This window comes from Micromonospora sp. NPDC048905 (assembly GCF_040649655.1).
Taxonomy (GTDB): domain Bacteria; phylum Actinomycetota; class Actinomycetes; order Mycobacteriales; family Micromonosporaceae; genus Micromonospora.
Window position 1 is genome coordinate 1 of the sequence record NZ_JBEZFV010000021.1, and the last position, 24,764, is coordinate 24,764.

Sequence of the window (24,764 nt, forward strand, 5' to 3'; positions counted from 1 at the left end):
CGACCCGCTACGACAAGACCGCGACCTCGTTCCAGGCCACAGTCACCATCGCCGCGCTACTCCAATGGTTGTGAGCCTTTGAAGACACGCCCTAGTACGCGCCCTTGCGGGCGAGCACCACGCCGACCGTGCGCCACAGGATGCTCAGGTCGTACGCCAAGGACCAGTTGTCGACGTAGTAGAGGTCCAGCCGGACCGACTCGTCCCAGGACAGGTCGGAGCGGCCCGAGACCTGCCACAGGCCGGTCATGCCGGGGCGGACCAGCAGCCGCCGGCGTACGTCACCGAGGAAGTCGCCGTCGTCGGCCGGCAACGGGCGTGGCCCGACCAGCGACATCTCCCCCCAGAGCACGTTGATCAGCTGCGGCAGCTCGTCCAGCGAGGAGGCCCGCAGGAAGCGGCCCACGGGGAAGACCCGGGGATCCTGCTTCATCTTGAACAGCATGCCGTCGGTCTCGTTCCGGTCGACCAGGCTGGCCAGCCGGTCCTCGGCATCGACGTACATGGTCCGGAACTTCCACACCCGGAACGTGCGCCCCTCGTGCCCCACCCGGGGCTGGCGGAAGAAGACCGGCCCGGGGTCGGAGATCCGGATCGCCAGGGCGATGCCCAGGAAGAGCGGGGCCAGCACCAGCAGGCCGAGGCCGGCGGCGACCCGGTCCATCAGGTTCTTGGCCAGCAGCGCCGGCCCGGAGAGGGTCGGTTCCTCGACGTGCAGCAGCGGCAGACCCTCGATCGGGCGGATGTGCACCCGGGGGCCAGCGATGTCGGTCAACTGCGGGGCGACCACCAGATCGACGCCGGAGCCCTCCAACTGCCAGGCCAGTCGGCGCAGCTCACCCGGCTCCGCGCTGGCCGACCCGCAGACGGCGATGGTGTCCCCGCCGACCTCACGGACGAGAGCGAGGACGTCACGTCCGGCGTACACCGGGACCGGCGTCGGCATGCCTCGGGCCGCCGCGTACCCGTCGGTGATGTGGATGGCGACGGGCATCAGCCCGGCGGCCGGGCTGCGGGTGACCGCCGCGTAGACCTCCAGGCACTCCGGCAGGGTGCCGACCAGCACCATCCGGTGGGCGGCCTGGCCGGCGCGTCGCCTGATGTAGTGCAGCGCCCAGCGGGCCACGAAACGGCCCCACAGGATCAACAGCAACGCGCCGAGCAGCGCCGTGCCGACCGTCCAGCGGGACAGCGCGGTCTTGGTGGCGAACGCGAGGAACGAGACGCTCGCGGCGACGGTCACCGCAGCGCGGATGACCCGCTTGAACTCGTCCGGGCCGAGCCCCAGATAGCGCCGGTCGTAGGCCCGGTTGCTCCAGAGGATGACCACCCAGCCGAGCGGGAGCAGCAGGTAGGAGACGGTGTGGAACCAGGTCGGGTCCTGCTTGAGGTCGTTGAACCCGGAGGCGGCCTGGTCGAACAGTTGGATCGCGATCCAACTCGCGAACGCCGCCGCGCCGAAGTCGAGCAGCAGCAGGACGGCGATGTAGGGGCGGTGCCAGCGGGAGACCCGGCGACGCGACCTCGTCCACGCCGACCGGGGGACGCCGTTGTGAGACGGCGGCGTCGGCGGCTGGATCTCGAAGCTGTCGACGTGCCGCACGAGTCTGCTCCGGCCTTCGTTGGTTACCGGGCGCTGGAGGCTTGCCGTCACCTCACCCATGTCCTCCCGCATGACACGGGCCGCTCACTCGGAGTGAGGACCCGGGTCGCCCACCGTCCCAGTCTCCCACGCGGGCTCCGACCGGTCGCCGCCCCGAAGGAGATTGGCGAGCGATGGTGCCGGTGCGATCTGGCCGGCTCCGCACCATTTCAGAAGCCGGGGACCGGGCCACTATACCGATGGATGCGCGCGTGGCCAGAACGGCGGACCGGAGCTTCCGCTCACCGTGGGCGATTCCGCTGCGTAGTCGCCGAGTGGAATTACTCACCGTACAAGTTTGGACAACCGTCGGTCAGCGAGCGGTTTGCCGCCGGTCTGACACGTCGCGCAGTACTGGAGGCTGGAGTCGGCGAAGGACACCTCACGCACGGTGTCCCCGCACACCGGGCAGGGCAGCCCGGTGCGGGCGTGCACCTTCAACCCGGAGCGCTTCTCGCCCTTCAGCTCCGCAGCCCGCTGACCGAGGGACCGATCGACCGCGTCGCCGAGGACCTGCCGGGTGGCCGCGTGCAGGGTGGCGATCTGGGCGTCGGTGAGCCGATCGGTGATCGCGAACGGGGACAGCTTCGCGGCGTGCAGGATCTCGTCGGAGTACGCGTTGCCCACCCCGGACAGCACCGACTGGTCGGTCAGCACCCCCTTGACCTGCCCCCGCCGGCTGCGCAGTCGCTCGGCGAAGGTGGGCAGGTCGGCGGCGAGCGCGTCCGGACCCAGCTTGACCACCCCGGGCACCGCCGCCAGGTCGGTGACCAGGTACGCGGCCAGCTTCTTCTGGGTGCCGGCCTCGGTGAGATCGAAACCGGAGCCGTCGTCCAGGCGTACGCGCAGCGCGATCGGACCCTTGCCGGGACGCAGCGGCGTGGTGGCGGGGAACGCCTCCCGGTAGTGCAGCCAGCCCGCCCGGGCCAGGTGCACCACGAGGTGCAGGTCACCTTCGAAGAGCACGTCGAGGAACTTGCCGTGCCGGCCGGCGTCGACCACCGCCCGGCCGGCGACCTCGGTCGGTGCCGGTTCGTACGTCTTCAGGGCGCTGATCGCGGCGATCTCCAGCCGATCGACGCGCCGGCCCACCGCGCGCTGTCGCAGATAACCCGCGAGCGCCTCAACCTCCGGTAGTTCGGGCACCAGTCAACGGTAGCCTTTCTTCCCGTGAGAATCGTGGTGGCGCACAACCGGTATCGGGAAGCCCAACCCTCCGGCGAGAACACCATCGTCGACTCGGAGATCGCCCAGCTCACCGCCGCCGGCGTCGAGGTGCTGCCCTTCATCCGCAGTTCGGACGAGATCCCGTCGATGTCGAAGGCGGCGAAGGCGCTGCTGCCGATCTCGCCGATCTGGGCGCCGCGTGCCCAGCACGACCTGAGCCGGCTGCTCACCGAGCGCCGACCGGACGTCCTGCACCTGCACAACCCGTACCCCCTGATCTCGCCCTGGGTGGTGCGGACCGCGCACCGCCACGGCGTGCCGGTGGTGCAGACGGTGCACAACTACCGGCAGGTCTGCTCGTCGGGGATCTACTTCCGCGACGGCGTGATCTGTCAGGACTGCAAGGGTCGCGTGTTGGGGGTGCCGGCGATCAAGCACCGCTGCTACCGCGACTCGGCGGCGCAGAGCGCGTTGATGGCGACCACCCTGGCCGTGCACCGGGGCACCTGGCGCTCGGTCGATCGGTACGTCGCGCTCACCTCGGCGATCGCCGATCACCTCCGCGACTACGGCATTCCGGACGAACGCATCGTGGTGAAGCCGAACTCCGTACCCGACCCGGGTCGGCCGGCGCCACTGGGGGACGGGTTCCTCTATATGGCCCGGCTCTCTCCGGAGAAGGGCGTCGACCTGCTGCTGGACGCCTGGCGGCGGCACCCGGTGGGCTCGCTGGGCACGCTCCGCGTGGCGGGCGACGGGGAGCTGCGCCCGCTGGTGGAGGCCGCCGCCGCCGAGCGACCCGACGTGGTCTACCTCGGTCAGCTCGACCGGGCCGGCGTGCAGGCCGCCGTCGAGGCGAGCGCGGTGGTGATCGCCGCCGCGATGTGGCACGACGTGCTGCCCACCGTGATCATCGAGGCGTTGGCGAACGGCCGGCCGGTGCTCGGTACGGCGTTGGGCGGCATTCCTTACCTGGTGGGGGCCGACGCCCCGCACGAGCCCGCCGGCACCGGCCCGGCCGAGGTGGCCTCCGCGGTCGTCGGCGGCGGGTCGCCCATGCCGGTCGGCATCGAGGTGGGCGAGGCCGGCTGGGTCGTCGCACCGGAGCCGGCCGCGCTGGCCGCCGCCCTACCGGTCGCCCGCGCCGGTGCGGCCGGACTGGCCGTGGCCGCCCGCGCCCGCTACGAGCGGATCTTCCACCCCGACGTGGTCACCAAGCAGCTGATCGACATCTACGCGGGCCTTGCCCGCACCCCCAACCGCGTCTGAACCCCGGTCCCGCCCGCGCCGTCGACGCGCAGGCGCCCCCTCGCCGTGACCGCCCCTGCCTGGGCATGATCGCGCTCGAACCAGGATGTAGTCCCATCCGGCTGCTCCGAGGCCACTAGATCCTGGATCGAGCGCGATCTTGGCGGTCCGGTGCGGATCGGGGTGGGTCAGCGGAGGGAGGCGCGGGCGGAGAAGGCGATGCTGGCCAGCAGGAAGCCACCGTTGACGATCGTGAACGCGACGAGCACCCAGAGGACCAGCGCGGGGGCCACGGCGAGCACCAGGGCGGCCACGAAGACCACCGCGCCGTAGTCGCGGACCAGCTTCACGAGACGTACCGGCAGTGAGGTCGAGGTGACCATGCTGGCGGCGTTCGGGCCGGCCTGCATCACCGACGTGACCAGGTTGACCATCCAGGTCCCCGCGAACGTCGCCACCAGCCAGGTCGGGGTGGACGGCTCCTGCGCCACGGCGGTGGCGGCCAGCGCGGCGACCAGGGCGATCTGCGCGGCCACGTCGCAGAGCACGTCGATCCGGGCGCCGGCCGCGCTGCCCTGCCCGGTCACCCGGGCGAGCTGCCCGTCGGCGCAGTCCAGGGAGTACGCCACCTGCCAGCCGACCAGGGCGAGCAGGCCGACCACCCAGGCCGGTGTGTCGCCGGCGGCGACCGGGCCGGCGAGCGCCACCACGGTGACCGAGGTGGCCAGCCCGAGCACCAGGTTGGTGATGGTGAGCGCCGTGGGGCGCAGCCCGAGCCGCTGGGCGACAAGTGCGAAGACGGCACCCAGCCACTGGCTGATCGACTCGCTGAACAGGCCGCCGCCCCGGTTCACCCGGTGGAAGTCGGCGACGGTGGGACGGGGGTCAGCCAAGCTGGTCGCGGATTGCACCGGCGTAGTCTGCCAGCCGCTCCCGGGTCTCGGTAGGCGACAGCGCCAGGTGTTCGAGGATGGTGTAGCGGTCCGGTCGGGTACGCGGCGCGAACTGCACCGCCTCCACGAACTGGTCGTCGCTGAGCCCCACCTCGGCGGGGAGCCGGGGCAGACCGTGCCGGGCCAGACAGGCCGACATCTCCCCGAAGCGGCGCAGGTCCCCGCGCAGCCAGGTGCAGAACAGCGCGCCCAGCCCGGCCAACTCGCCGTGTGAGGCGGTGCCGGGGAAGAGCGCGTCGATGGCGTGCATGATCTCGTGGCAGCCGCCACTGCACGGACGGCTGGTGCCCTCGATGGCCATGGCCAGGCCGCTGGAGATCAACGCCTCGGCCAGCACGGTGACGAAGGCGTCGTCGGCCATGTCGCCGGGGTGGTTGAGCACCGCTTCGGCACCCGCCCGGGACAGCGAGGCGGCGAGCCCGTCGAACGGTTCGACGCGTACCCGGCGGGCCAGTTCCCAGTCGGCCAGCGCGCTGATGTTGCTGATCACGTCGCCGATACCGGCCCGGTTGTGCCGGTCCGGGCCGCTCTCCACGAAGTCCAGGTCGACGATCACCGCGATCGGGATGTGCACGCCGTAGGAGCCCTTGAGCCCGTCGGTGATGAGGCTGGCCACCGGGGAGGCGATCCCGTCGTTGGCGAGGCTCGTCGCCACCGACACCATCGGGAGGCCCCGGCGGGTGGCCGCGTACTTGGCCACGTCGATGGTCTTGCCGCCACCGATCCCGACGACCGCGTCGTACGACCGGGCGCGCAGTTTGCCACCGAGGTCGTCGGCGGCGTCCAGCGTCCCCCCGGAGACGGTGAAGACGTCCGCCGTCCGCAGGGACGGTCGGATCAGCTCCGCGATCTGGGTGCCCTGACCGGGGCCGACCACGACCGCGACGTCACCGCCGGCGGAGATCCGCCCGTCGGCCAGGATCGCGCCCAGGTCGGCCACCGCCCCCCGTCGCACGTCGATGTGCAGTGGGGTGAGGACGCTCCGAGCTAGTAGCGGCACGCGATCTCCCGTGCGCGGGCCAGGTCGGCGTGGTTGTCGACCTCGACCCACGGGACGTCACCGATCGGCGCCGCCCGCACCTCCCCGCCGCGGTCGGAGAACTCCTGGTAGCCGTCCTCGTAGTAGAGGTTCGGGTCCCGCCGCCAGGTCGCCTCCAGCGCGTCGGCGAGCGCGTCGGCGACCTGCGGCTCGATGAGCGTGGCGCCGATGTACTCCCCGTACGCCTCGCCCGGGTCCATCAGCTTGGTGATGCGGGTGAGCTGGCCGGCGGCGTCGAAGGTGGTCTTCATCTCCTCCTCGGCCAGCGGCTTGAGGGTGTCCACCGCGAGCAGGATGCCCGGCCCGCGCTCGGCCAGCAGGGTCTTCTCGATGCTCACCGGGTGCACGGTGTCCCCGTTGACCAGCAGCACCCCGCGCGCGAAGTACTCCCGGGCCAGCCAGAGCGAGTACGCGTTGTTCCACTCCTCGGCCTTGTCGTTGTGCACCAGGGTGAGCGTCACCCCGTACTTCTTCTCCAGGTCGGCCTGCCGCTCGCGGACCGCGTCCGCCGCGTAGCCGACCACGATCACGATGTCGGTGAGCCCGACCTCGGCCAGGTTGCCCAGCGCGATGTCCAGGATCGTCGTCTCGCCGTCCACCGGCACCAACGCCTTGGGCAGGGTGTCGGTGTACGGGCGCAGCCGGCGTCCCGCTCCGGCCGCGAGCACCATTCCGATCATCGCGACATCCTCCCTCGTCCTGCTCCCGGTCACCGCTGGAGGATAGCGCCGGCTGGCCTCGCCGCTCCGGCCAACCGGGTCAGCCGGGCAGCGCGGCCAGGTCGGCGAGCATGGTCAGCCGCTCGTCCGCGCTGAGCACGGAGTACGGGCCGGCGGCCCGTCGGTCGGTTTCCAGCTCGATGGCGAGCCGTTCGGGGCCGGCCGGCAGAGCGGTGATGCTGGATGCGGTGTGCCCGGCGGCGGCCCAGGCGTCGGCGTGCGCGTCGGCGCGGTGGTAGCGCAGCGTGCCGAGCCGGTTGAGCAGCAGCACACCCGGAGGGGTGCCGTCCGGTTCGTAGGGGGGTGCCATCGCGGCGAAGGCCGAGCCGCCCCGGTCGTCCTCCTCGTCGGCCAGCACCAGGGCGTACGACAGCAGCCGGCCGAGCAGCGCGACCAGCCGGGACACCCGCTCGTCGTGCCCGACCCACAGCTCCTCGGTGACCTCCGCGTGCACCTGGTACAGCTCGGTGAGGAAGGCCGCGCCCCGCTCGGTGGCAGAGAGCGAGCCGTCCGGGCGGCGGTGGAGCATCCCGTGCGCGACCTGCTTGTCGACGGTCCGCCGGCAGACGACCGGGTCGTGGTACCGGGTGATCGCCGCGAACCCGGCTCCGTCGACCGTACCGCCGGGTGCGGCCAGCCGGGTACGCAGGTCGACCAGGAAACCGGTCGCCGTCACTCCGCCGTAGCGCTGGCTCAGCTCGGCGCCTCCGCAGTCGCGGCCGGCCAGCATGCCGGCGCGGAAGACCCGGTCCACGGCCGGGGCGAGCAGCCCGGCGACGCGGTGCGGCGCCAACTCGACGGTGTTCACAGACCGATCGACCGCAGGACGGCGAAGCCCTCCTCCGCGATCCGTCGGATCAGCCCGTCGTTGACGTCGCGGTGCTCGTCCAGCACGGCCACCTCGTGCTCGGCGAGCCAGCGGAACTCGGTGTGCTTGCCGACCTCCAGCGTCGGGCGGTCCAGGTCACCGTCGACCCGGACCAGGAAGTCGTACTCGGTCCGGGCCAGACCGTCGTCACCGACGTAGCTGTACTCGCCCACCTGGCCCAGGACGTGCGAGAGGACCCAGCCGGTCTCCTCGGTGATCTCCCGGCGCAGCGCCTCGTCGATGTCCTCGCCTGGTTCGAGGTGGCCACCGACGATGTCCCAGCAGTCGGGGAAGAGGCGTCGGTGCGGTGAGCGGCGCTGGAAGAAGATGCGGCCGTCATGGTCGACGATCAGCGCGCCGGCGCAGCGCAGGGGCTCGGTGGACACGGTCCGACAGTAGCGAGCGGCCGCCGGTACGGCGATGTTCGGTCTTGTCCCGGAAACATCCACGGACGACCATGTCCGTACCGGAGGCCACCGTCCCAAAGGAGTGATGTGTGATGCAGGTACGGGATGCCATGTCCAGCCAGGTTCTCGTCGTCGGTCCGGAGCACACGCTTCGCCAGGCGGCCCGGATGATGTCGGCCCGCGGTGTCGGGTCGGCCGTCGTGATCGACCCGGACTCCGAGGGGGTCGGGATCATGACCGAACGAGACGTGTTGAAGGCCATCGGCGCCGGCCTGGACTGCGACGTGGAACGCACCGGTGCCCATCTGACCTGGGACGTGGTCTACGCGGGGCCGGAATGGATGGTGGCCGAGGCGGCCGCGGCCATGGCCCGTGGTGGATTCCGGCATCTGGTGGTGCTGGACGGCCGCGAGGTCGCCGGGGTGATCTCCGTGCGGGACATCATGCGGGTCTGGTCGGAGGGTCAGGTGGCGGTCACGACCTGAGCCGAGCAGGTGTGGCGGGCCGGATCGACGGGTAAGGATCCCCTGCGGGCGCGGAGGTGCCGTGGCCCGCGAGGGAGGGCCCGATGCGTGACGCGGAGCGCCTTGTCGAGCAGCAGTACGCCATGCTCCTGTCGCGGGACGTGGCCCGTCTACCCGACCTCTACGCCCCGGAGGCGTTCTACGCCATGCCGGGTGTGACGGTCCGCCCGATCGAGTTGCCCGCGCTGCTGCGTACCTGGACCGGTGCCTTCCCGGACCTGCGGGTGGACCCGATCGGCGCGGTCCGTACGGGCGGCGGGGCGGCCGTCGAGCTGCGCCTGACCGGCACCCACACCGGCACGCTGCACTCGCCGTACGGCACCGTCGCGCCCACCGGCCGGTTGGTGAGCTGGGAGGTGGCCGACGTGGTCCGGGCTCGTCATGGTCGGATCACCGCCTGGCGTTCCTACTTCGACTGGAGCCAGCTCCTCGACGCGCTCGGCGTGCAGTTTGAGGGACTTTCCCGGGTGGCGCACCACGACGCGCTCGCACTTCCGGTCTGATCTGTCGCCGACCGGTGGAGTCGGGTCACCCGTCCCGGTGGCTCAGGATGCGGACATCGCCGTGCCGTCCGCGCGTCCCCCGTCGCCGCCCGTACGCTCAACATCCATGACCGCCGAGCAATTGATCTCCTTTGCCCGTGGGGCTCCCTCGCTGGACATCGTCGATGTCGAGGGGCTCAAGGCCGCCGCCGTCCGCGCCTTCGACGCCGACCCCGCGGGGGTCACGGCGTACGGCACCTCCGTCGGTTACCTTCCGCTGCGGAAGTGGATCGCCGACAAGCACGGCGTCCAGGCCGACCAGGTGCTGGTCACCAACGGGTCGCTTCAGGCCGACGCGTTCCTCTTCGACCACCTGGTCCGCCCCGGCGACGCGGTGGTGGTGGAACGCCCGACGTACGACCGGACGCTGCTCAACCTCCAGCGCATGGGCAGTGAGCTGCACGGCATCTCGGTCCAGCCGGATGGGCTCGACACCGCCGAGCTGCGCAAGTTGCTGGAGTCCGGGGTGCGGCCCCGGCTCGCGCACGTCATTCCGAACTACCAGAACCCGGCCGGCATGACGCTCTCGCTGGAGAAGCGTCGGGAGTTGCTCGACCTGGCCGCCGAGTACGAGTTCACGATCTTCGAGGACGACCCGTACGCGGACGTCCGGTTCCGTGGCGAGGCGCTGCCGTCGATGCTCTCGCTGGACACCCGCAACGTGGTGGTGCACGCGTCGAGCTTCACCAAGACGGTCTGCCCGGGTGTTCGGGTCGGATACCTGGTCGGCCCGGCGGACCTGATCGCCGACATCGCCAAGAACGCGACGAGCCTCTACATCTCCCCGGGCATGGTGTCGCAGGCGATCGTGCACCAGTTCTGCGTCTCCGGTGACATCGACCGCTCGATCGAGACGGTCCGGGCGGCGCTGGGCGAGCGGGCCCGGGTGCTCGCCGAGTCGCTGCGCCGGCACCTGCCGCAGGCGCGGTTCGTGGAGCCCGACGGCGGCTACTTCCTCTGGGTCGAGTTCCCGGAGGACGTGCTCGTCGATCGGCTCGCCCCGGCGGCGGCCGAGCGGGGGGTCGCCGTGGTCAAGGGCAGTGACTTCGTGCTGGAAGGCGGGCGGCACGCCCTTCGGTTGGCCTTCTCGGCGGTGACCGCCGACAAGATCGACGAGGGTGTCCGTCGGCTCGCCGAGGCCGTCGAGGCGGTCCGCACCTGAGCCGTCTGTCGGGTTCCCGACAGAACGACGACGCCAACCGCCTCGGGGCTCCCGCCCGGGGCGGTCGGCGGCCCACAATGCTGCGAGCGTCACCCATCAGCTGTTACGGAGGTCACTCGCGGCCTTCGGACCGGCGACGACCTGGGTGCCGCGGCAGCACAACCTCCCGCCCCCACAGGTGCCGGGTGGGCCGTGTCGTCCCCGCACACCCCCCGATGCGGCCCGGCCCGCCCGGCGCCGCCCCACGCGACCGCCGTCACACGTGACCCGGACCGCGGTCGGCGTAGCCTGCAAGCCGCAGCCGAGCGTGGGAGGTGACGCGATGACGGATCGCACAGAGCGGGACCGGACGGCACCGCCGACCACGGGTCGGGTGCTACGGCCTCGCGCGTGGCCCTCCCCGGTCCGGGCGATGACCCGGATCCTCAACGCCGACGGCTCGCCGCCCGTGCCAGCGCCCACTGGCACCGACCGCAGCGCCGTGGTCGACTGCGCGCTCTACGTCGACGGCAAGCGGCAACCCGGTGACTGGACGTACGCCGACGCGCTGACCGCGGCCCGCCGCGAGGAACACGGCTTCGTGTGGCTCGGTCTGCACCAGCCCGAGTTGGCCGAGATGACCGCCATCGCGGAGACCTACGGTCTGCACGAGCTGGCCGTCGAGGACGCCGTGAAGGCCGAGCAGCGCCCGAAGCTGGAGCGGTTCGGCGACGTCGTCTTCCTGGTGCTGCGTACGGCGCGGTACTGCGAGCACGCCGAGCTGACCGAGAACTCCGAGGTCGTGGAGACCGGGCAGGTGATGCTCTTCATCGGCCCGAACTTCGTGATCAGCGTCCGGCACGGTGATGCCTGCCGGCTCGCCCCGATCCGCGCCGACCTGGAGACCAAGCACGATCTGCTGCTGCACGGCCCGTGGGCGGTGGCGTACGGGGTGACCGACCGGGTGGTCGACCTCTATCTGGAGGTGGCCGAGCAGATCGAGGACGACCTCGACGTGCTGGAGGCGGAGGTCTTCGACCGGCAGGGCCACGGGCGGATCCAGCGGATCTACCAGATGAAGCGGGAGCTGGTGGAGTTCAAGCGGGCGGTGGTGCCGTTGCAACGGCCGCTGATGACGCTGACCTCCCAGGTCAACCGGGACGTGCCCAAGGAGATCCGCAAGTACTTCCGGGACGTGCAGGACCACCTGAGCCGCACCGTGGAGCAGGTGAACTCCTACGACGACCTGCTGAACTCGATCCTCCAGGCACGGCTGGCCCAGGTCACCGTCGACCAGAACAACGACATGCGCAAGATCGCCGCCTGGGCGGCGATCGCCGCGGTCTGGACCTCCATCGCCGGCGTCGAGGGCATGAACTTCGACAACATGCCCGAGCTGAAGATGACGTACGGCTATCCGGTGGCCCTGGCCCTCATGCTCGGCGTCTCACTGGCCCTCTACCGCTGGTTCCGCCGCAACGGCTGGCTCTGACCGCGACACGTTCAGGTGCCGGCGAGCGGGGGCAGCCCGCTCGCCGGCACCTGAACGTGTTGTCGCTGGGTCAGCGGCGGCCGTTGGTGCGGGCCGTGTCCTTGCCCAGTGCCTTGGTGAGGTCGTCGGTCGGCCGACCGGTGACGTCCGTGGCGCCCTCGGCGACCGAGGGGACCTTGTCGGTCGGGCGGATCCCGGTCTGCTTCGCCGGGGCGGTGGTGCTGGCGCTGCTGCCGCCGGCCACCGCCGAGCTGCCCGCGCCGGTCATCCCCGCCGCGCCGGCCATCCCCGCCGCGCCGGCCATGGCCGCCCCGTCGGTCCCCTTGGGGGCGGACGGCGTGCGCACCTCGATCGAGTCGACCTCGTCGCGCATCGGTTCGAGGTTGCGGGTCGGGTCGTACTCGGCCCACTCCTGCTGCTCCCGGCGACGGCGCATCGCCACTGCGCCGGCCAGGCCGGCGACGACACCCGCGGCCAGCAGGCCGGTCATCATCGAGCCGCGACGGCGCGGCTGCTTCTTCTTACCGGTGATCCGCATGGTCTTCGACTTGGCCTTCCTGGTCAGCGGCCCTGCCTGCGCGGCGCCGTCACGGGCCGCCGCGGCCAGCGGTGCCAGCGTGGTGAGTGTCGTCCCCCAGCCGGTCGACGCCTGGTCGCGAACCCTCGCCGCGGCCGGCCCGACGTAGCCCCGGGCTACCTGGACCCGCGGACCGACGGTCGCGCCAGCACCCTTCGCCGCGTGGTTGGCTGCCTGCATCAGGTGGCTGATGCTCTGGTTCAGCTCGGCCTTGGCCAACTGCCCCTGGGACTTACGCCGCCCGAATCCAAACACGGTCCTACCTCCTGGGAGTTGTTCCTTCGTCATCCTCCACCAACGGATGCCTCCGCGATGCCAGATCGGGCACATGGGAGGATCCGCATGGAACTGACCAACGAGTGAGGAGTACCCGTGGCCGAGGCTGTCTACGCCACCCTGCACACCAACGCTGGCCCGATCCGGCTGGAGCTCTTCCCCAACCACGCGCCGAAGACCGTCCGCAACTTCGTCGACCTGGCCGAGGGCAACCGTGAGTACACCGACCCGCGCACCGGTCAGCCGGGCAGTGGGCCGTACTACGACGGCACCATCTCGCACCGGGTGATCAGCGGTTTCATGGTCCAGATGGGCGACCCGACCGGCACCGGTCGGGGCGGACCGGGCTACAAGTTCGCCGACGAGTTCCACCCGGAGCTGCGGTTCGACCGTCCCTACCTGCTGGCGATGGCGAACGCCGGACCGGGCACCAACGGTTCGCAGTTCTTCATCACCGTGTCCCCGACGCCGCACCTCAACAACCGGCACACGATCTTCGGCCAGGTTGCCGACGAGCAGTCGGTGAAGGTCGTCGACTCGATCGCCAGCACCCCGACCGGCCCGAGCGACCGTCCCCTCCAGGACGTCGTCATCGAGCGGGTCGAGATCGAGCGGTCTGCTTCCTGACCGATTCGCGAGGTACCTTTGCTCGCATGATTGAGCGCTCCGGAGCACCGCACCGGCCGGAGTCGGTGGATCGCGCGGCGGTGGACGGAGGGTCGGCCCGGTGAGCGAGTCTCCGCCGACCACCCCGGTCTGCTACCGGCACCCCGGCCGGGAGACCTATGTCCGGTGCACCCGCTGCGACCGGCCGATCTGCCCGGACTGCATGCGGGAGGCGTCCGTCGGGCACCAGTGCCCGGAGTGCGTCAACGAGGGACGTCGCAGTGTCCGGCCGGCGCGTACCGCCTTCGGTGGCGGTGCCGCCGGCCGGCACGGCTATGTCACCAAGGCGCTCATCGCGCTGAACGTGCTGCTCATGCTGCTGTCCATCGCCTCCGACCGAGGTGGGGACGCGGCGGTGGGCGGTTCCGGCTTCGGCGGTCTGATGGGCGGCGGCACGCCGCTGACCAACTGGGGGTCGGTGCTCGGACTGGCGGTCCTGCCCGACGGCACGCTCGGCGGGATCGCCGAGGGCCAGTGGTACCGGCTGGTCACCGCGATGTTCCTGCACTACGGCGTGGTCCATCTGCTGCTCAACATGTGGGCTCTGTGGGTGCTCGGCCGATCCCTGGAGGCCAGCCTCGGCCGGGTGCGGTTCGCCGCGCTCTACCTGATCGCGGGCCTCGGCGGCAACGTGGCCGCGTACCTGTTCAGCGCCCAGAACTCGGCCACCGCCGGGGCGTCGACCTCGATCTTCGGGCTCTTCGCCGCACTGCTCATCATCGAGCGCAAGATGGGTCGGGACATCTCCCAGATCATCCCGATCCTGGTGATCAACCTGGTGTTCACGCTCGCCGTTCCGGGCATCTCGATCCCCGGGCACCTGGGTGGCCTGGTGGTCGGCGCGCTGATGGCGCTGGTGCTCGCGTACGCGCCGCGTGGTCGACGCACGTTGGTGCAGGTCGCCGGCGGGGCGATCATCCTGCTGATCCTGCTGGGCCTGGTCCTCTTCCGCACCGCCGCCCTGCTCGGTTGACCTCTCGATCGAGATCTTGGAAGGAAGGTGCCCCCGGAGGGCGGTTTCCTTCCAAGATCTCCGGGTGTCAGGAGCGGCGGGCGGCGCGTAGCGCGGCGGCGACCTCTTCCGGGGTGGCGCCCAGGTCGTATCGGCCGAAGAGGTGCAGTGACTCGCCCGCGTCGATCTCCAGGACCTCGGACGTGAGCCCCAGTCGCGGTCGCCGGTCCACGGTGATCGCCTCGATCGCCGGCCAGGGCAGCAGTCGGCGACCAGCGAACCCGCGAATGACGGTCAGTCCGGCCGGATCCGCCGCCAATCGGACCGGTGCGATCAGGTCGCGTACCGCCCAGACAGCCAGCGCGGCGGCGGCCAGGACGGCCAGCACCAACCGCACCGGGTCGCCGTCGGCGAAGAGCAGCCCGAGCGCGACCAGCAGGACCCCACCGGCCAGCTTCGCCGCCGGTAGGCTCGCCGGCACTCGCCACTGCCGGACCGGGGAGATTTCATCCACCCGCTCAGCATGCCAGCGGCTGCCGGCTCCCGGCAGTGCCCGCCCGGCCCGCGAATGCCCGCCCGGCCCGCGAATGCCCGCCCGGCCCGCGAATGCCCGCCCGGCCCGCGCTCGTGCCCGACCGGCTCGGGCGCACCGGCGTGCCGGTGGAGGGAGAGCAGCCCGGGGGCAGTCAGCCGCTCCAGGGAGGACGTAGGATCGGGGCAGCCCAGGTTACCGGGGAGTAAACATGAGTGACGCGGTCATCGTCGGCGCGGTGCGCACCCCGGTCGGACGGCGGCGGGGCAGCCTCGCCGACGTCCACCCGGTAGATCTCTCGGCGCACGTGCTGCGCGCCCTCGCCGAGCGCACCGGGATCGACCCGGAGCAGGTCGACGACGTCCTCTGGGGCTGCGTGTCCCAGGTCGGCGAGCAATCGTGGAACATCGCCCGCAACGGCGTGCTCGCCGCCGGCTGGCCCGAGACGGTGCCCGGCACGACCCTGGACCGGCAGTGCGGCTCCAGCCAGCAGGCCCTGCACTTCGCCGCCGCGACCGTGCTCTCCGGCCAGGCCGACCTGGTTGTGGCCGGCGGTGTCGAGTCGATGACCCGGGTACCGATGGGCTCCAGCGTGGCCGGTGGGATGCCGTTCAGCGACCAGTTGCGCGCCCGCTACCGAGGCGTCGAGGGCTTCGCCGACGACGCGCCGCTGCCGTTCAACCAGGGGGTCGGGGCCGAACTGATCGCCCAGCGGTGGCGCCTCTCGCGCACCCAGTTGGACGAGTTCGCGTTGGCCAGCCACGAGAAGGCAGCCGCCGCACAGGACGCCGGGGCGTTCGATCCGGAGCTGACCCCGGTGCCGCTGGGCGATGGGGGCAAGTTCGCCGCCGACGAGGGCATCCGCCGGGAGACCTCCCTGGAGAAGCTGGGCGAACTGGCCACGCCGTTCCGCGCCGACGGTGTGGTGACCGCCGGTTCCGCGTCCCAGATCTCCGACGGCGCGGCGGCGCTCGCCGTGACCACCTCCGACTGGGCCAGCCGGCACGGCCTGCGTCCGCTTGCTCGGATCCACACCGCCGTGGTCGCCGCCGACGACCCGGTCACCATGCTCACCGCACCCATCCCGGCCACCGCGAAGGCGCTGCGCCGCGCGGGGCTGGGCATCGAGGAGATCGGGGTGTACGAGGTGAACGAGGCGTTCGCCCCGGTCCCGCTGGCGTGGCTGGCGGAGACCGAGGCCGACCCGGAGCGGCTCAACCCGCGCGGCGGGGCGATCGCCCTCGGTCACCCGCTCGGTGGTTCCGGCGCCCGGATCATGACCACCATGCTCCAGCACATGCGGGACAACGGGATCCGCTACGGCCTACAGACCATGTGCGAGGGTGGCGGCATGGCCAACGCCACGATCGTCGAGCTGATCTGAGGACACCTCCGCCCACACGTCCGGGCGGTGCGGAAAAGGGGTCCCCAACTCCCGGACGACGGCCTAGGGTGCCCAGCGTGACGACGATCGAGCGTGCCGCGGACTGGTCCGGAGAGCAGTGGCGGACGCAGGCCCGGTCCTGGGTCGACGAGCAGTTGACCCGCGCGGGTCGGCGGGTGACCGGGCCGGTGGAGCCGCGGGTCCGTCCGTGGTCGCTGGTGTGGCGGGTGCCCACCGACGGTGGTCCGGTCTGGTTCAAGGCCAACAATCGGGGCACGGCGCACGAGGCCGCCCTGATCGCGAGACTGGCCCGGCTCACGCCGGAACGGGTGCTCACCCCGATCGCGGTGGACCCGGAGCGGGGCTGGTCGTTGCTGCCCGACGGCGGCGAGTCACTGCGCGGCCTGCTGGGCCGCGACCCGGACCTGACGCACTGGGAGCGGGCGCTGCCCGGGTACGCCGCCCTCCAACTGGCCACCGCGGCGCAGGCCGACGAGCTGGTCGCCTCCGGCGTACCGGACCATCGGCCCGAGGTGCTCGCCGACCTCTTCGTCGAGCTGCTCGACGACCGCGCGTCGCTGTTGCTCGGTGCGGAGGAGGGGCTCGACCCCGAGATGTACGACCGGCTGCGGGCGGAGGTGCCGTCGTACGCCGAGCGGTGCCGTCGGCTCGCCGAGTTCGGCATCCCGGCCACGGTGCAGCACGACGACCTGCACGACGACAATGTCTTCGCCGGTCCGGACGGGTACCGCTACTTCGACTGGGGGGACGCCTCGGTGGCGCACCCGTTCGGCACGCTGCTGGTGACCCTGCGTTCCATCCGGTACGCCGACGAGCTGGCGGTCGACGACGCCGGGCTGGCCCGGTTGCGGGACGCCTACCTGGAGGCGTGGACCGACCGGTACGACCGGCGGACCCTCCTGGAGGCCGCCGACCTGGCGATCACCCTGGGGCCGGTGAGCCGGTCGCTCTCCTGGCGTCGAGCCCTGGACACCACCGAGGAGTCGCGGTCCGAGTACGCTGCCGCGGTCCCCGGTTGGTTGTCGGAGCTGTTCGCCGCCAGCCCGATTCGGCCCAACTCCTGACCATGATCCGTCCGAGTCGGAAGTCGGACAGGCAGTGCGACACGCGGCGTGGAACTTCCAAAAAAACGGCGTGACCCACGTCACCCCGCTGGTGGCGTCGTTGGGCAGGTCATGGACGTCTTCTCCCGAACGTTCCTCCCGGCCGCCTCCGAGGCTGGCCTGGCCGTGCAGACGGTGAGCCGGCACATGCCGGTCTTCCGGCGCTGCGTCGGCTCCGGTGACGCCACCATCCTGGTCACCCGTTGCAGCCGCCCCGACCGCCCGGTCACCGGCGACTACCTCCTACTGCTCACGCACCGTCGGCTGGTGGTGACCCAGCAGACCCGTCTCCTGCACCGGCTGCGCCTGCACCTCAACACCGAGCTGCGCGAGCTGAGCAACGTGACCTGGAGCCCGGACCCCCGACTGCACTCGGTCGAGATGGCGGCCACCGCGATCGACGGGATCCGTGAGCGGTTCCTGATCCGCACCAGCCACCCCAAGCAGGTCTGGCAGCTCGACGCGCTGCTCAACCAGGCGTTCCGGACCCGCCTGCGGCCGCCCGGCGCCCGGGTCGTCGCCAGCATCGGTGACGCCCCGGCCGACTCGCGGCCCGGCATGTTCGCTCCGTCCTGGTGAGCTGACACCCGACCTTCGCGACGCCTTTACCGAACTCGAACACGCGCCGATCGCGCCGAGCCCCGCCGTCGGCAATCATGGGCCGGTGACCGTCGAACCGCCGCACCGCGGGCTCGTCCTCGTGGTCGAGGACGAGCCGGCCATCGCCGACCTGGTCCGGCTCTACCTCGCCCGGGACGGATTCGGCGTCCACCTGGAACGCGACGGTGAGGCCGGTCTGCACGCGGCTCGCCGGTTACGCCCGGTGGCCTGCGTCCTGGACATCGCGCTACCGGGCCTGCCCGGCACCGAGATCTGCCGCCGGCTGCGCGAGGCGGGCGACTGGACCCCGGTCATCTTCCTCACCGCCCGGGACGACGAGGTGGATCGGATCGTCGGCCTGGAGTTGGGCGCCGACGACTACGTCACCAAGCCGTTCAGCCCCCGGGAGTTGGTCGCCCGGGTGCGCGCGGTGCTGCGGCGCTCCGCCGGTGGCCCGGAGGGCGCGGACCGGCCGCGGGTCGTCGGCCCGGTGACGCTCGACCCGGCGCGGCGCACGGTCACCGCCGCGGGCGCGCCGGTGCAGCTCACCTCCACCGAGTTCGACCTGCTGGCGCACCTGATGGCCCGGCCCGGTCGGGTCTTCACCCGGGAGGAGCTGCTGGCCGGGGTCTGGGGTTACGCGGCGCACGCCGGCACCCGCACGGTCGACGTGCACGTCGCCCAGGTGCGGGCGAAACTCGGCCCGGCCAGCGTCATCAAGACCCACCGTGGCGTCGGGTACGCGGTCGATGCCTGACCACTCCGGGCGCGTCGGGTCGCCGACCATGACCCTGCCGGTGGTCGGCGCCGGCCCGCCCGCCGCACCTCGACGAGGCCGACTCGGCCGTACGCTGACCGCCCGCGCGGTGCTCGTCACCTGCGCGGTGGCGCTGGTGTCGGTGCTGGTCACCGCCATCGTCGCGGTGCCGTTGGCGATCCGTGGCGCGGAGCGACGCGATCAGGAAGCGCTCGCCGCCCAGGCCCGGCTGGCCGCCGAGGTGCTGCGGACCCGCCTGGACCGGGGTCGCAGCGCCGACGAGGAGCGGCTCATCCAGCAGCTCCGCAACCAGGGCATCGACGCGTACCTGATCCGGCGCGGGGCGGTCGACCGGCCGGGCCTGCCACCCAGGGTGGTGCAGCGGATCGAACAGGGCCGCAACGTGTCGGTGCGGCGCGTCGTCAACGGGGAGCGTGCCCTGGTCGAGGGCCGGGCGCTACCCAACGGCAACGGGGTGGTGCTCTCCCGTGCGGCGTCACCCGGGTTGTGGGCACAGGTGCTGCTGAGCCTCTGGTTGCCGCTGCTGGCCGGGTTGGCCGCCGGTGTGGTCGCCGGGCTGCTGCTGGCCCGCCGGTTGGCTCGGCCGATCCGCGTGGCGGCCACCGCCGCCGCCCGGCTACGCGCCGGCGACCGCGCCGTCCGGATACCTGTCGAGTCACCGGACGAGGTCGCCGACCTGGCCGAGGCGTTGAACGGTCTGGCCGGCGCGCTGGCCACCAGCGAGGGCCGGCAGCGGGAGTTCCTGCTGTCCGTCTCGCACGAGCTGCGCACCCCGCTGACCGCGATCCGGGGGTACGCCGAGGCGCTCGCCGACGGGGTGCTCGGCGCGGACGACACGGTGGACACCGGTCGGACGATGCTGACCGAGGCCCAACACCTGGACCGGCTGATCGGGGACCTGCTGGCGCTGGCCCGACTGGAGGCCGCCGACTTCCCGCTGGAACCGGTGCCGGTGGACCTGACCGAGCTGGCCGTGCACGCGGAGCCGACCTGGGCCGGTCGGTGCGCGGCGGTGGGGGTGCCGTTCCGGTTGGAGACGCCCGGTCGGCCGGTGCCCGCGTACACCGATCCGGGGCGGATCCGGCAGGTGCTGGACGGGTTGTTGGAGAACGCGCTGCGGGTCGTACCCCCGGGGTCGCCGGTGGTGCTCGCGGTCCGGCCGGCCGCGGACCCGGCCTCCGGCGGTGAGCTGGAGGTCCGGGACGGCGGACCCGGCTTCACCGACGACGACCTGGCGGTGGCGTTCGAGCGCGGTGCGCTGCACGAGCGGTACCGGGGGGTGCGCAAGGTGGGCAGCGGGCTGGGGTTGGCGCTGGCCGCCGGCCTGGTCCGTCGGCTGGGCGGGGAGATCGCCGCGGGTCACGCGCCGGAGGGCGGCGCGGCCTTCACGGTCCGGCTACCCGGTGATCCTTACCTGACTCGAACATCGGCCTGACGCTCCGCTCGTCCTCGGCGGGAATGCTGAGGACTCCACGGACGAGAGGGAACGTCATGCCACGTTGGGGATTCGCCACCGGCACCACGGCACTGCTCGCGGCGGTCGCACTGGGCGTCACCGGCTGCGGTGCGGCCGAGGTGGCCAGCCAGCCCGCCCGGGACGCCGCCGTCGACGTCGCCGCCGCCCTGGGGGTGGAGGGTCAGGCGCTGACCGCGATGGGCTTCGACCCCGACGAGTTGGACGTGCGGACCGTCGCCGCGCCGGCCACCCCGACGCCGGGTGCCTCCCCCACGGCCAAGGACAAGGCCCGGGACAAGCGCGGCGAGGAGTGGCGCAAGCGCCACCAGGCCCGCGTGCTGTTGCGCAGGAACACCCTGCACGGTGAGGCGGTGGTGAAGGCGAAGGACGGCGGTACGCAGACCGTCACCGTGCAGCGCGGCGAGGTGACCGCGATCAACGGCGACTCGATGACCGTCAAGTCCACCGACGGCTTCACCCTGACCTGGAGCTTCGGCGACGATCTGCGGGTCGTCGAGCGCCGCGCCACCGTGCAGCCGAGCGAGGTGAAGGTCGGCGCGACGGTCGGCGTCGCCGGTGCCAAGGACGGCGACAAGGGAGTGGCCCGGCTGATCCTCATCCCCGGCGCCAAGTGAGCGGAAGGGGCCTCAGCCGAGGCCCCTTCCCTCAGTAGACGCGGGAGCCGATGAAGTCGTCGTGACCGTAGCCGACCGGGTTGGCGGCGGTGCGGGCCTCGAACGACCACTGCTGTCGGGTGCTGCTGGAACAACTCGCCAACCGCAGGCGGGAGCTGCCCAGCAACGGGTTGTCGAACGCCACGCAGAGGTTGCTCGCCGCTGCCGGCCGGAGCTGGTTGCCGACGAAGACGAACTGCTGGGCGCCGGTGCCGTTGCAGTCGTAGATGTTGACCGCCGTGCCCGAGGTCATCGAGCTGTTCGAGACGTCCAGGCAACGGTCGTGGGACAGCTCCGAGTGCAGTGACCGTCGGGCCGAGTCGTACCAGAAGCCCTGGTTACGGCCACCGTGACAGGCGTGCGGCTGCTGCACGGTGCCGTTGCGGGAGTCGTACCCCCTGCCGTCGACGCAGGTGCCGGTGGCCAGGTTGCGCAGTTGCCCGAACTCCAGCAGCCCGGGGTAGAGCACGCCGCCGCCGGTGCTGGCCGGGTCGACGCAGCTCGCCCGATCCTGGCCGGAGTTCCAGAACTGGGTGATGCACTGGGCGAACATGCCGTGCCCCCGGGCGTTGGGGTGGAACGACTGCCGGGCGGCGTTCTCGTTCCAGATCCCGACCTCGATGAAGAGGCCGCGGACCGAGGTGTTGTCGGTGCACACCTCGTGGCCGTGGAAGAGTCGGCTGGCGTCCAGGTAGCGGGTGCCGGTGTTCGCGGCGGCTGCCCGCAGCGCCGACTCGAACAGCGGCACGGCCTTGTTCCGGGCGAACGCCGCGTCGGCCAGGTAGAGCAGGCAGCCACCGGAGTACCAGCCGGGGAAGTTCGGGTTGTCCTCCACGTCCGGGCTACCCGGGCTCGGGTACGACATGAGCACCAGCTCGTAGTCCGAGCGCAGGTAGCCGGCGTCGGTCATGGTCTGCCGGATGTCGGTGAGCGCGTCGGTCACGGCCTGCCGACTGCCGTCGGTGCGGATCGTCCACTGGTCGGTGTAGGTGGGATAGCAGGGCCCCTGGAAGAGGACCCGACGGACGGCGCAGTCGGTGGCGACCGGGCCGAACTGGATGGTGCCGTCACCGTTCGCGCCGACCACCACCCAGATCAGCTTCACGTGCGTGTTGCGCGCCTTGATGCCCAGGTGGTCGCCCTGGTTCAGCTCGTTGTGCTGGGTCGGTCCGCCGGCGATGAGGTTCCACGGGGTGGCACCGGAACAGGCGATGTTGTACTGCGTGTCCGACGGGATGCCGGTGCGGAAGACCGCCTGGTCGTACGAGCGGTCGCACCAGTTGCCGTCCTGGTGGGTGCCGGGGACGTAGTTGCCGACGCCCTCACCGGAGATCTCACTGTCGCCCATGGTGATCAGCGCGGTGCGACGTTGCTCGATCGGACGGATCGCGGGGCTGCCGTAGAGGGCTGTGGCTTCGGCGGCCCGGACGGCTTCGAGGTTGGCGGGGAGCGGCTGGACGGCGGGCCGATCGGCGGCGGTGGCGGGGGTGGCCGGTCCGGCGAGCATCGGTAGGACGAGAGCGGCGACGGCGACGGCGATGGTGCTGGCCCGTCGTCGGGTCGCGCGTTCGGGCCTGGCGGGGATTGCAGGCATCGACGCACTCCTTTCGGCTCAGCCGCGGGACGTCGACTGAGTTACCAGACGGTAACGTGCGGATCAACGGATGTGAATGCGCCTCGGATCCTTGCGCGCGGGCTGCCGAACCGCCCGGATCGGACGATCCGGGCGCTCGGTCACCGGCCGGGTGGCAGCGCGTAGCCGACGTAGTCGCGAAACTCCAACCGCCAACCGGCCGGAACCAGCTTGGCGCAGGCCGGCCGACTGCCGGTGCAGACGATCGCGTCCACCGAGGTGGGCTCGGCCGGCGGCCGTTCGGGCAGGACCGACTGCAACGGCACCAGCTCCGGCGAGCGGCCGTCGGGTTGGCGCAGCACCAACCACCACGGGTACTCCCAGTTGTCGTTCTGCTCCACCAGCCCGATCCGCCGGGCACCGCTGTCGCGAACCGCCGCCGCGGCCCAACGGAACTCGTCGGCCCACTGCGGGCGGCGCAGGAACCGGGTGTCCCAGTCCGAGGTGGTGAAGACCGAGCCGGAGCCGACGAGTCGGCGCGGGAAGCCGTACGACAGGGCGAGCACCCCGGCCAGCGCGGAGGTGGCCAACACGACGGCCACCGCAAGAGTGGCCACCGAACGCTGCCGACCGCTGGCCGTGCCGGTTGCGCGGCTGGCCCGGCGGCGCAGCAGCGCGTCCAACCACAGCCCGGCCAGCGGCACGGCGAGCACCAGCGCGTAGAGCAGCAGCCGGTTGCCCCACGGCTGCCACTTGATCATCGAGGTGTGCAGCAGGACGGTGGCCAGCACCACCACCGCGTACGCGCGCAGCGGCCCGACCTGCCCACTGTCGATCCGGCGCGGCCGGGCCAGCGCGACCACCGCGCCGATCAACGCCAACGCCCCGGCGACCGGGAACGCCACCCGGTCCTCGTCCGGGTACCAGGCGGGCTCCGGGAAGCTCTCCCGGCCGAAGGTGATCGCCCGGTCCTGGGGGTCGACGCCGATCGCGTCCGCCCCGCCGATGATCGCCTTCCCGCCGAGCTGACGCAGCGGTGCCAGTGGCGTGTCGAACGCCGTGTGCCCGATCCGCAACGCGTTGATCAGGATCGACGGTGGATCGTGGCGCTCCATCGGGATCGACTCCCGCAACCGGGGCGGACCCAGCGGATGCCCGAACTCGGCAGTCACCCGAGCCAGGAACGGGCCGACGACCACGGCCGCCACCAGCACGATCAGCACCGAACCACAGACGACACGCGCCGCGCCAGCGACCGGGCGGTGCGTCGGGGCCGGGCGGGAGGCCGGCACCGCGCCAGCAGTCGACGCCCCGGCGGCCGGTGCCCGGATGGCCAGGGCCAGTCGGAGCTGCGCCAACCCCCAGAGCACCAGCAACGGACCCACCGCGATCAGGCCGCTGGTCTTCGTCACCGCGGTCAGCCCGGCGGCCGCACCCAACCCGAGCAGGGTGCCCCAGCCGGTACGCCGACGCAGCCCGTCCAGCACCAGCGTCGCCGCGCACGCCACCCATGCCGCACAGACCAGATCGGTCTGGGTGCTCGTCGCCTGGAGCACCACCATCGGCGTGGTCGCCAGTACGAACGCGGTGATCAACTGAGCCCGGCGGCCACCGCCGAGCTGCGCCGTGATCCGTGCGGCCACCAGCAGGCAGAGCACCCCGGCGGCCCACTGCACCAGGTTGTACAGGTGGTCCCCGCCGGTCAGCAGGCGCAGGTGCAGGAGCAGGTACTCGGCTCCGGGCGGGATGGTCACCTGCCGGTGGATCGCTGTCGGCCAGAAGTCCAGATCGCCCTGGGCCACCCAGTGCTCCACCTTCGGCAGGTGGTACGTCTGCGAGTCGAAGTTGTTCGGCTCGGCCAGCAGCGCGACGAGCAACTCCACCAGGACCAGGCCGCCGACCGTGCCGGCGAGCAGGCGGTCCCCCCGACCCGCCGTCCGCCAGGTGTCGACAGCCCTGGCGAGCAGGCCGCCGCGTACCCGATCGACCTGGACCGGCCGGTGGTCGGGTCCGGGCCGGCCGCCGTCGGCGATCGGCGCGGGCAGCTCCGGGCCGGCGCCGGCGGACACCGCCGCCCCGACCGGTACCGGCCGGAGCGCCGCGGCGGGCTGGTGCGCGGGAATGGCCTCCCGGCGGCGCCAACGCAGCCCCGCCGCCGCCGCGCAGACGAGCAGAAAAAGTAGCCAGGCGGCGGCGAACGCCGGCCGGTTCAGCACGTGCGCCGCGCCGAACAGCTCGACAACGAGCACCGCGTACGCCCCGCCGACCAGGGCGGCGCGCATCACCGCGAGCCGTAGCGGCGCCACCGCGGCGGCCCGGCGCGGCCTCGTCGCGACGGTGAGCAGGAGCATCGCGGCGGCGGGCACCACCGCGAGCAGGGAGCCGGCAGCCGACATGGCCGGAAGTAAACACCATCGGCCTGGGACCGCC

The 24,764-nt window shown here is 72.0% G+C and carries 24 protein-coding genes; 13 read left to right on the forward strand and 11 right to left on the reverse strand.

Annotation, left to right across the window (positions count from 1 at the left end; all coding sequences use genetic code 11):
- Positions 1 to 91: 91 nt before the first annotated feature.
- On the reverse strand, positions 92 to 1,663 hold the full coding sequence (locus tag AB0C01_RS32250; RefSeq protein ID WP_357244027.1) for a sugar transferase: 1,572 nt from the start codon (positions 1,661 to 1,663) through the stop codon (positions 92 to 94).
- 264 nt (positions 1,664 to 1,927) lie between these two features.
- The gene (locus tag AB0C01_RS32255) at positions 1,928 to 2,788 is read right to left on the reverse strand and encodes a DNA-formamidopyrimidine glycosylase family protein (RefSeq protein WP_357572927.1); all 861 of its coding nucleotides are present in this window, start codon (positions 2,786 to 2,788) and stop codon (positions 1,928 to 1,930) included.
- Positions 2,789 to 2,812: 24 nt separating this feature from the next.
- Here AB0C01_RS32255 and AB0C01_RS32260 point away from each other — a divergent pair, with 24 nt between their 5' ends.
- Positions 2,813 to 4,078 (forward strand): glycosyltransferase, encoded by a 1,266-nt coding sequence (locus tag AB0C01_RS32260; protein ID WP_357572928.1) that lies wholly within the window; start codon positions 2,813 to 2,815, stop codon positions 4,076 to 4,078.
- A gap of 167 nt (positions 4,079 to 4,245) precedes the next feature.
- Here AB0C01_RS32260 and AB0C01_RS32265 read toward each other — a convergent pair whose 3' ends face one another.
- The 5 genes from AB0C01_RS32265 to AB0C01_RS32285 form a co-directional block, all read right to left on the reverse strand.
- Complete coding sequence (locus AB0C01_RS32265) at positions 4,246 to 4,968, reverse strand: CDP-alcohol phosphatidyltransferase family protein (protein WP_357242713.1); 723 nt, start codon at positions 4,966 to 4,968, stop codon at positions 4,246 to 4,248.
- Positions 4,943 to 6,010, reverse strand: a complete 1,068-nt coding sequence (locus AB0C01_RS32270; protein WP_357242710.1) for an iron-containing alcohol dehydrogenase family protein — start codon at positions 6,008 to 6,010, stop codon at positions 4,943 to 4,945. The genes AB0C01_RS32265 and AB0C01_RS32270 overlap by 26 nt, the downstream gene beginning before the upstream one ends.
- On the reverse strand, positions 5,998 to 6,729 hold the full coding sequence (locus AB0C01_RS32275; RefSeq protein WP_357242706.1) for a phosphocholine cytidylyltransferase family protein: 732 nt from the start codon (positions 6,727 to 6,729) through the stop codon (positions 5,998 to 6,000). Before AB0C01_RS32275 ends, AB0C01_RS32270 begins: the two co-directional genes overlap by 13 nt.
- Before the next feature lie 79 nt (positions 6,730 to 6,808).
- Entirely contained in the window at positions 6,809 to 7,576 is a 768-nt protein-coding gene (locus AB0C01_RS32280; RefSeq protein ID WP_357572929.1) for a hypothetical protein, read from the reverse strand.
- Positions 7,573 to 8,022 (reverse strand): NUDIX domain-containing protein, encoded by a 450-nt coding sequence (locus AB0C01_RS32285; RefSeq protein WP_357572930.1) that lies wholly within the window; start codon positions 8,020 to 8,022, stop codon positions 7,573 to 7,575. Before AB0C01_RS32285 ends, AB0C01_RS32280 begins: the two co-directional genes overlap by 4 nt.
- 113 nt (positions 8,023 to 8,135) lie before the next feature.
- Between AB0C01_RS32285 and AB0C01_RS32290 the strand changes: the two genes are divergently transcribed.
- From AB0C01_RS32290 to corA, 4 genes are all read left to right on the forward strand, one after another.
- Positions 8,136 to 8,528: a CBS domain-containing protein gene (locus AB0C01_RS32290; protein ID WP_357572931.1), complete on the forward strand. Its 393-nt coding sequence runs from the start codon at positions 8,136 to 8,138 to the stop codon at positions 8,526 to 8,528.
- 83 nt (positions 8,529 to 8,611) lie between these two features.
- Positions 8,612 to 9,070: an ester cyclase gene (locus AB0C01_RS32295; RefSeq protein ID WP_357242694.1), complete on the forward strand. Its 459-nt coding sequence runs from the start codon at positions 8,612 to 8,614 to the stop codon at positions 9,068 to 9,070.
- A 106-nt stretch (positions 9,071 to 9,176) separates the two neighbouring features.
- The gene (locus AB0C01_RS32300) at positions 9,177 to 10,271 is read left to right on the forward strand and encodes a PLP-dependent aminotransferase family protein (protein ID WP_357242691.1); all 1,095 of its coding nucleotides are present in this window, start codon (positions 9,177 to 9,179) and stop codon (positions 10,269 to 10,271) included.
- A gap of 322 nt (positions 10,272 to 10,593) precedes the next feature.
- Positions 10,594 to 11,742 carry a magnesium/cobalt transporter CorA gene (corA, locus tag AB0C01_RS32305; RefSeq protein WP_357242687.1) on the forward strand — a complete coding sequence of 383 codons (1,149 nt, stop codon included), beginning with the start codon at positions 10,594 to 10,596 and terminating at the stop codon, positions 11,740 to 11,742.
- A 70-nt stretch (positions 11,743 to 11,812) separates the two neighbouring features.
- On the opposite strand, the gene AB0C01_RS32310 is transcribed toward corA, so the two are convergent.
- Positions 11,813 to 12,607, reverse strand: a complete 795-nt coding sequence (locus AB0C01_RS32310) for a hypothetical protein (RefSeq protein WP_357572932.1) — start codon at positions 12,605 to 12,607, stop codon at positions 11,813 to 11,815.
- An 84-nt stretch (positions 12,608 to 12,691) separates the two neighbouring features.
- Between AB0C01_RS32310 and AB0C01_RS32315 the strand changes: the two genes are divergently transcribed.
- Together AB0C01_RS32315 and AB0C01_RS32320 are read left to right on the forward strand one after the other, a co-directional pair.
- Positions 12,692 to 13,222, forward strand: a complete 531-nt coding sequence (locus AB0C01_RS32315) for a peptidylprolyl isomerase (RefSeq protein ID WP_203119037.1) — start codon at positions 12,692 to 12,694, stop codon at positions 13,220 to 13,222.
- Between the two features lie 100 nt (positions 13,223 to 13,322).
- A complete protein-coding gene (locus AB0C01_RS32320) occupies positions 13,323 to 14,234 on the forward strand; it encodes a rhomboid family intramembrane serine protease (RefSeq protein ID WP_357242680.1) in 912 nt (303 codons plus the stop codon).
- Positions 14,235 to 14,301: 67 nt separating this feature from the next.
- Here the strand turns inward: AB0C01_RS32320 and AB0C01_RS32325 are convergent, their stop codons facing one another.
- Positions 14,302 to 14,727 (reverse strand): PH domain-containing protein, encoded by a 426-nt coding sequence (locus AB0C01_RS32325; protein ID WP_357242677.1) that lies wholly within the window; start codon positions 14,725 to 14,727, stop codon positions 14,302 to 14,304.
- A gap of 229 nt (positions 14,728 to 14,956) precedes the next feature.
- Between AB0C01_RS32325 and AB0C01_RS32330 the strand changes: the two genes are divergently transcribed.
- From AB0C01_RS32330 to AB0C01_RS32355, 6 genes are all read left to right on the forward strand, one after another.
- The gene (locus tag AB0C01_RS32330) at positions 14,957 to 16,129 is read left to right on the forward strand and encodes an acetyl-CoA C-acyltransferase (protein ID WP_357572933.1); all 1,173 of its coding nucleotides are present in this window, start codon (positions 14,957 to 14,959) and stop codon (positions 16,127 to 16,129) included.
- A 77-nt stretch (positions 16,130 to 16,206) separates the two neighbouring features.
- Positions 16,207 to 17,214, forward strand: a complete 1,008-nt coding sequence (locus AB0C01_RS32335) for an aminoglycoside phosphotransferase family protein (protein WP_357572934.1) — start codon at positions 16,207 to 16,209, stop codon at positions 17,212 to 17,214.
- 111 nt (positions 17,215 to 17,325) lie between these two features.
- Entirely contained in the window at positions 17,326 to 17,832 is a 507-nt protein-coding gene (locus tag AB0C01_RS32340; protein WP_357242667.1) for a hypothetical protein, read from the forward strand.
- Between the two features lie 85 nt (positions 17,833 to 17,917).
- Positions 17,918 to 18,610, forward strand: coding sequence for a response regulator transcription factor (locus tag AB0C01_RS32345; protein WP_357242664.1), 693 nt, complete (start codon positions 17,918 to 17,920; stop codon positions 18,608 to 18,610).
- Positions 18,603 to 20,066, forward strand: coding sequence for a HAMP domain-containing sensor histidine kinase (locus tag AB0C01_RS32350; RefSeq protein WP_357242661.1), 1,464 nt, complete (start codon positions 18,603 to 18,605; stop codon positions 20,064 to 20,066). The genes AB0C01_RS32345 and AB0C01_RS32350 overlap by 8 nt, the downstream gene beginning before the upstream one ends.
- Positions 20,067 to 20,122: 56 nt before the next feature.
- Positions 20,123 to 20,722, forward strand: a complete 600-nt coding sequence (locus AB0C01_RS32355) for a hypothetical protein (RefSeq protein WP_357242659.1) — start codon at positions 20,123 to 20,125, stop codon at positions 20,720 to 20,722.
- Between the two features lie 31 nt (positions 20,723 to 20,753).
- Here the strand turns inward: AB0C01_RS32355 and AB0C01_RS32360 are convergent, their stop codons facing one another.
- Positions 20,754 to 22,355, reverse strand: coding sequence for a ricin-type beta-trefoil lectin domain protein (locus AB0C01_RS32360; RefSeq protein WP_357242656.1), 1,602 nt, complete (start codon positions 22,353 to 22,355; stop codon positions 20,754 to 20,756).
- A 140-nt stretch (positions 22,356 to 22,495) separates the two neighbouring features.
- Complete coding sequence (locus AB0C01_RS32365; protein WP_357572935.1) at positions 22,496 to 24,730, reverse strand: glycosyltransferase family 39 protein; 2,235 nt, start codon at positions 24,728 to 24,730, stop codon at positions 22,496 to 22,498.
- Between the last annotated feature and the right edge of the window lie 34 nt (positions 24,731 to 24,764).

What these genes read in the sequence shown, in the direction of transcription:
- AB0C01_RS32275 (WP_357242706.1), bottom strand. Translation starts at nt 6,729, where the DNA reads ATGATCGGAATGGTGCTCGCGGCCGGAGCGGGACGCCGGCTGCGCCCG.
- AB0C01_RS32355 (WP_357242659.1), top strand. Translation starts at nt 20,123, where the DNA reads ATGCCACGTTGGGGATTCGCCACCGGCACCACGGCACTGCTCGCGGCG.
- AB0C01_RS32310 (WP_357572932.1), bottom strand. Translation starts at nt 12,607, where the DNA reads ATGACGAAGGAACAACTCCCAGGAGGTAGGACCGTGTTTGGATTCGGG.
- AB0C01_RS32360 (WP_357242656.1), bottom strand. Translation starts at nt 22,355, where the DNA reads ATGCCTGCAATCCCCGCCAGGCCCGAACGCGCGACCCGACGACGGGCC.
- AB0C01_RS32350 (WP_357242661.1), top strand. Translation starts at nt 18,603, where the DNA reads ATGCCTGACCACTCCGGGCGCGTCGGGTCGCCGACCATGACCCTGCCG.
- AB0C01_RS32340 (WP_357242667.1), top strand. Translation starts at nt 17,326, where the DNA reads ATGGACGTCTTCTCCCGAACGTTCCTCCCGGCCGCCTCCGAGGCTGGC.
- corA (WP_357242687.1), top strand. Translation starts at nt 10,594, where the DNA reads ATGACGGATCGCACAGAGCGGGACCGGACGGCACCGCCGACCACGGGT.
- AB0C01_RS32330 (WP_357572933.1), top strand. Translation starts at nt 14,957, where the DNA reads ATGAGTGACGCGGTCATCGTCGGCGCGGTGCGCACCCCGGTCGGACGG.
- AB0C01_RS32365 (WP_357572935.1), bottom strand. Translation starts at nt 24,730, where the DNA reads ATGTCGGCTGCCGGCTCCCTGCTCGCGGTGGTGCCCGCCGCCGCGATG.
- AB0C01_RS32290 (WP_357572931.1), top strand. Translation starts at nt 8,136, where the DNA reads ATGCAGGTACGGGATGCCATGTCCAGCCAGGTTCTCGTCGTCGGTCCG.
- AB0C01_RS32250 (WP_357244027.1), bottom strand. Translation starts at nt 1,663, where the DNA reads ATGGGTGAGGTGACGGCAAGCCTCCAGCGCCCGGTAACCAACGAAGGC.
- AB0C01_RS32295 (WP_357242694.1), top strand. Translation starts at nt 8,612, where the DNA reads ATGCGTGACGCGGAGCGCCTTGTCGAGCAGCAGTACGCCATGCTCCTG.
- AB0C01_RS32300 (WP_357242691.1), top strand. Translation starts at nt 9,177, where the DNA reads ATGACCGCCGAGCAATTGATCTCCTTTGCCCGTGGGGCTCCCTCGCTG.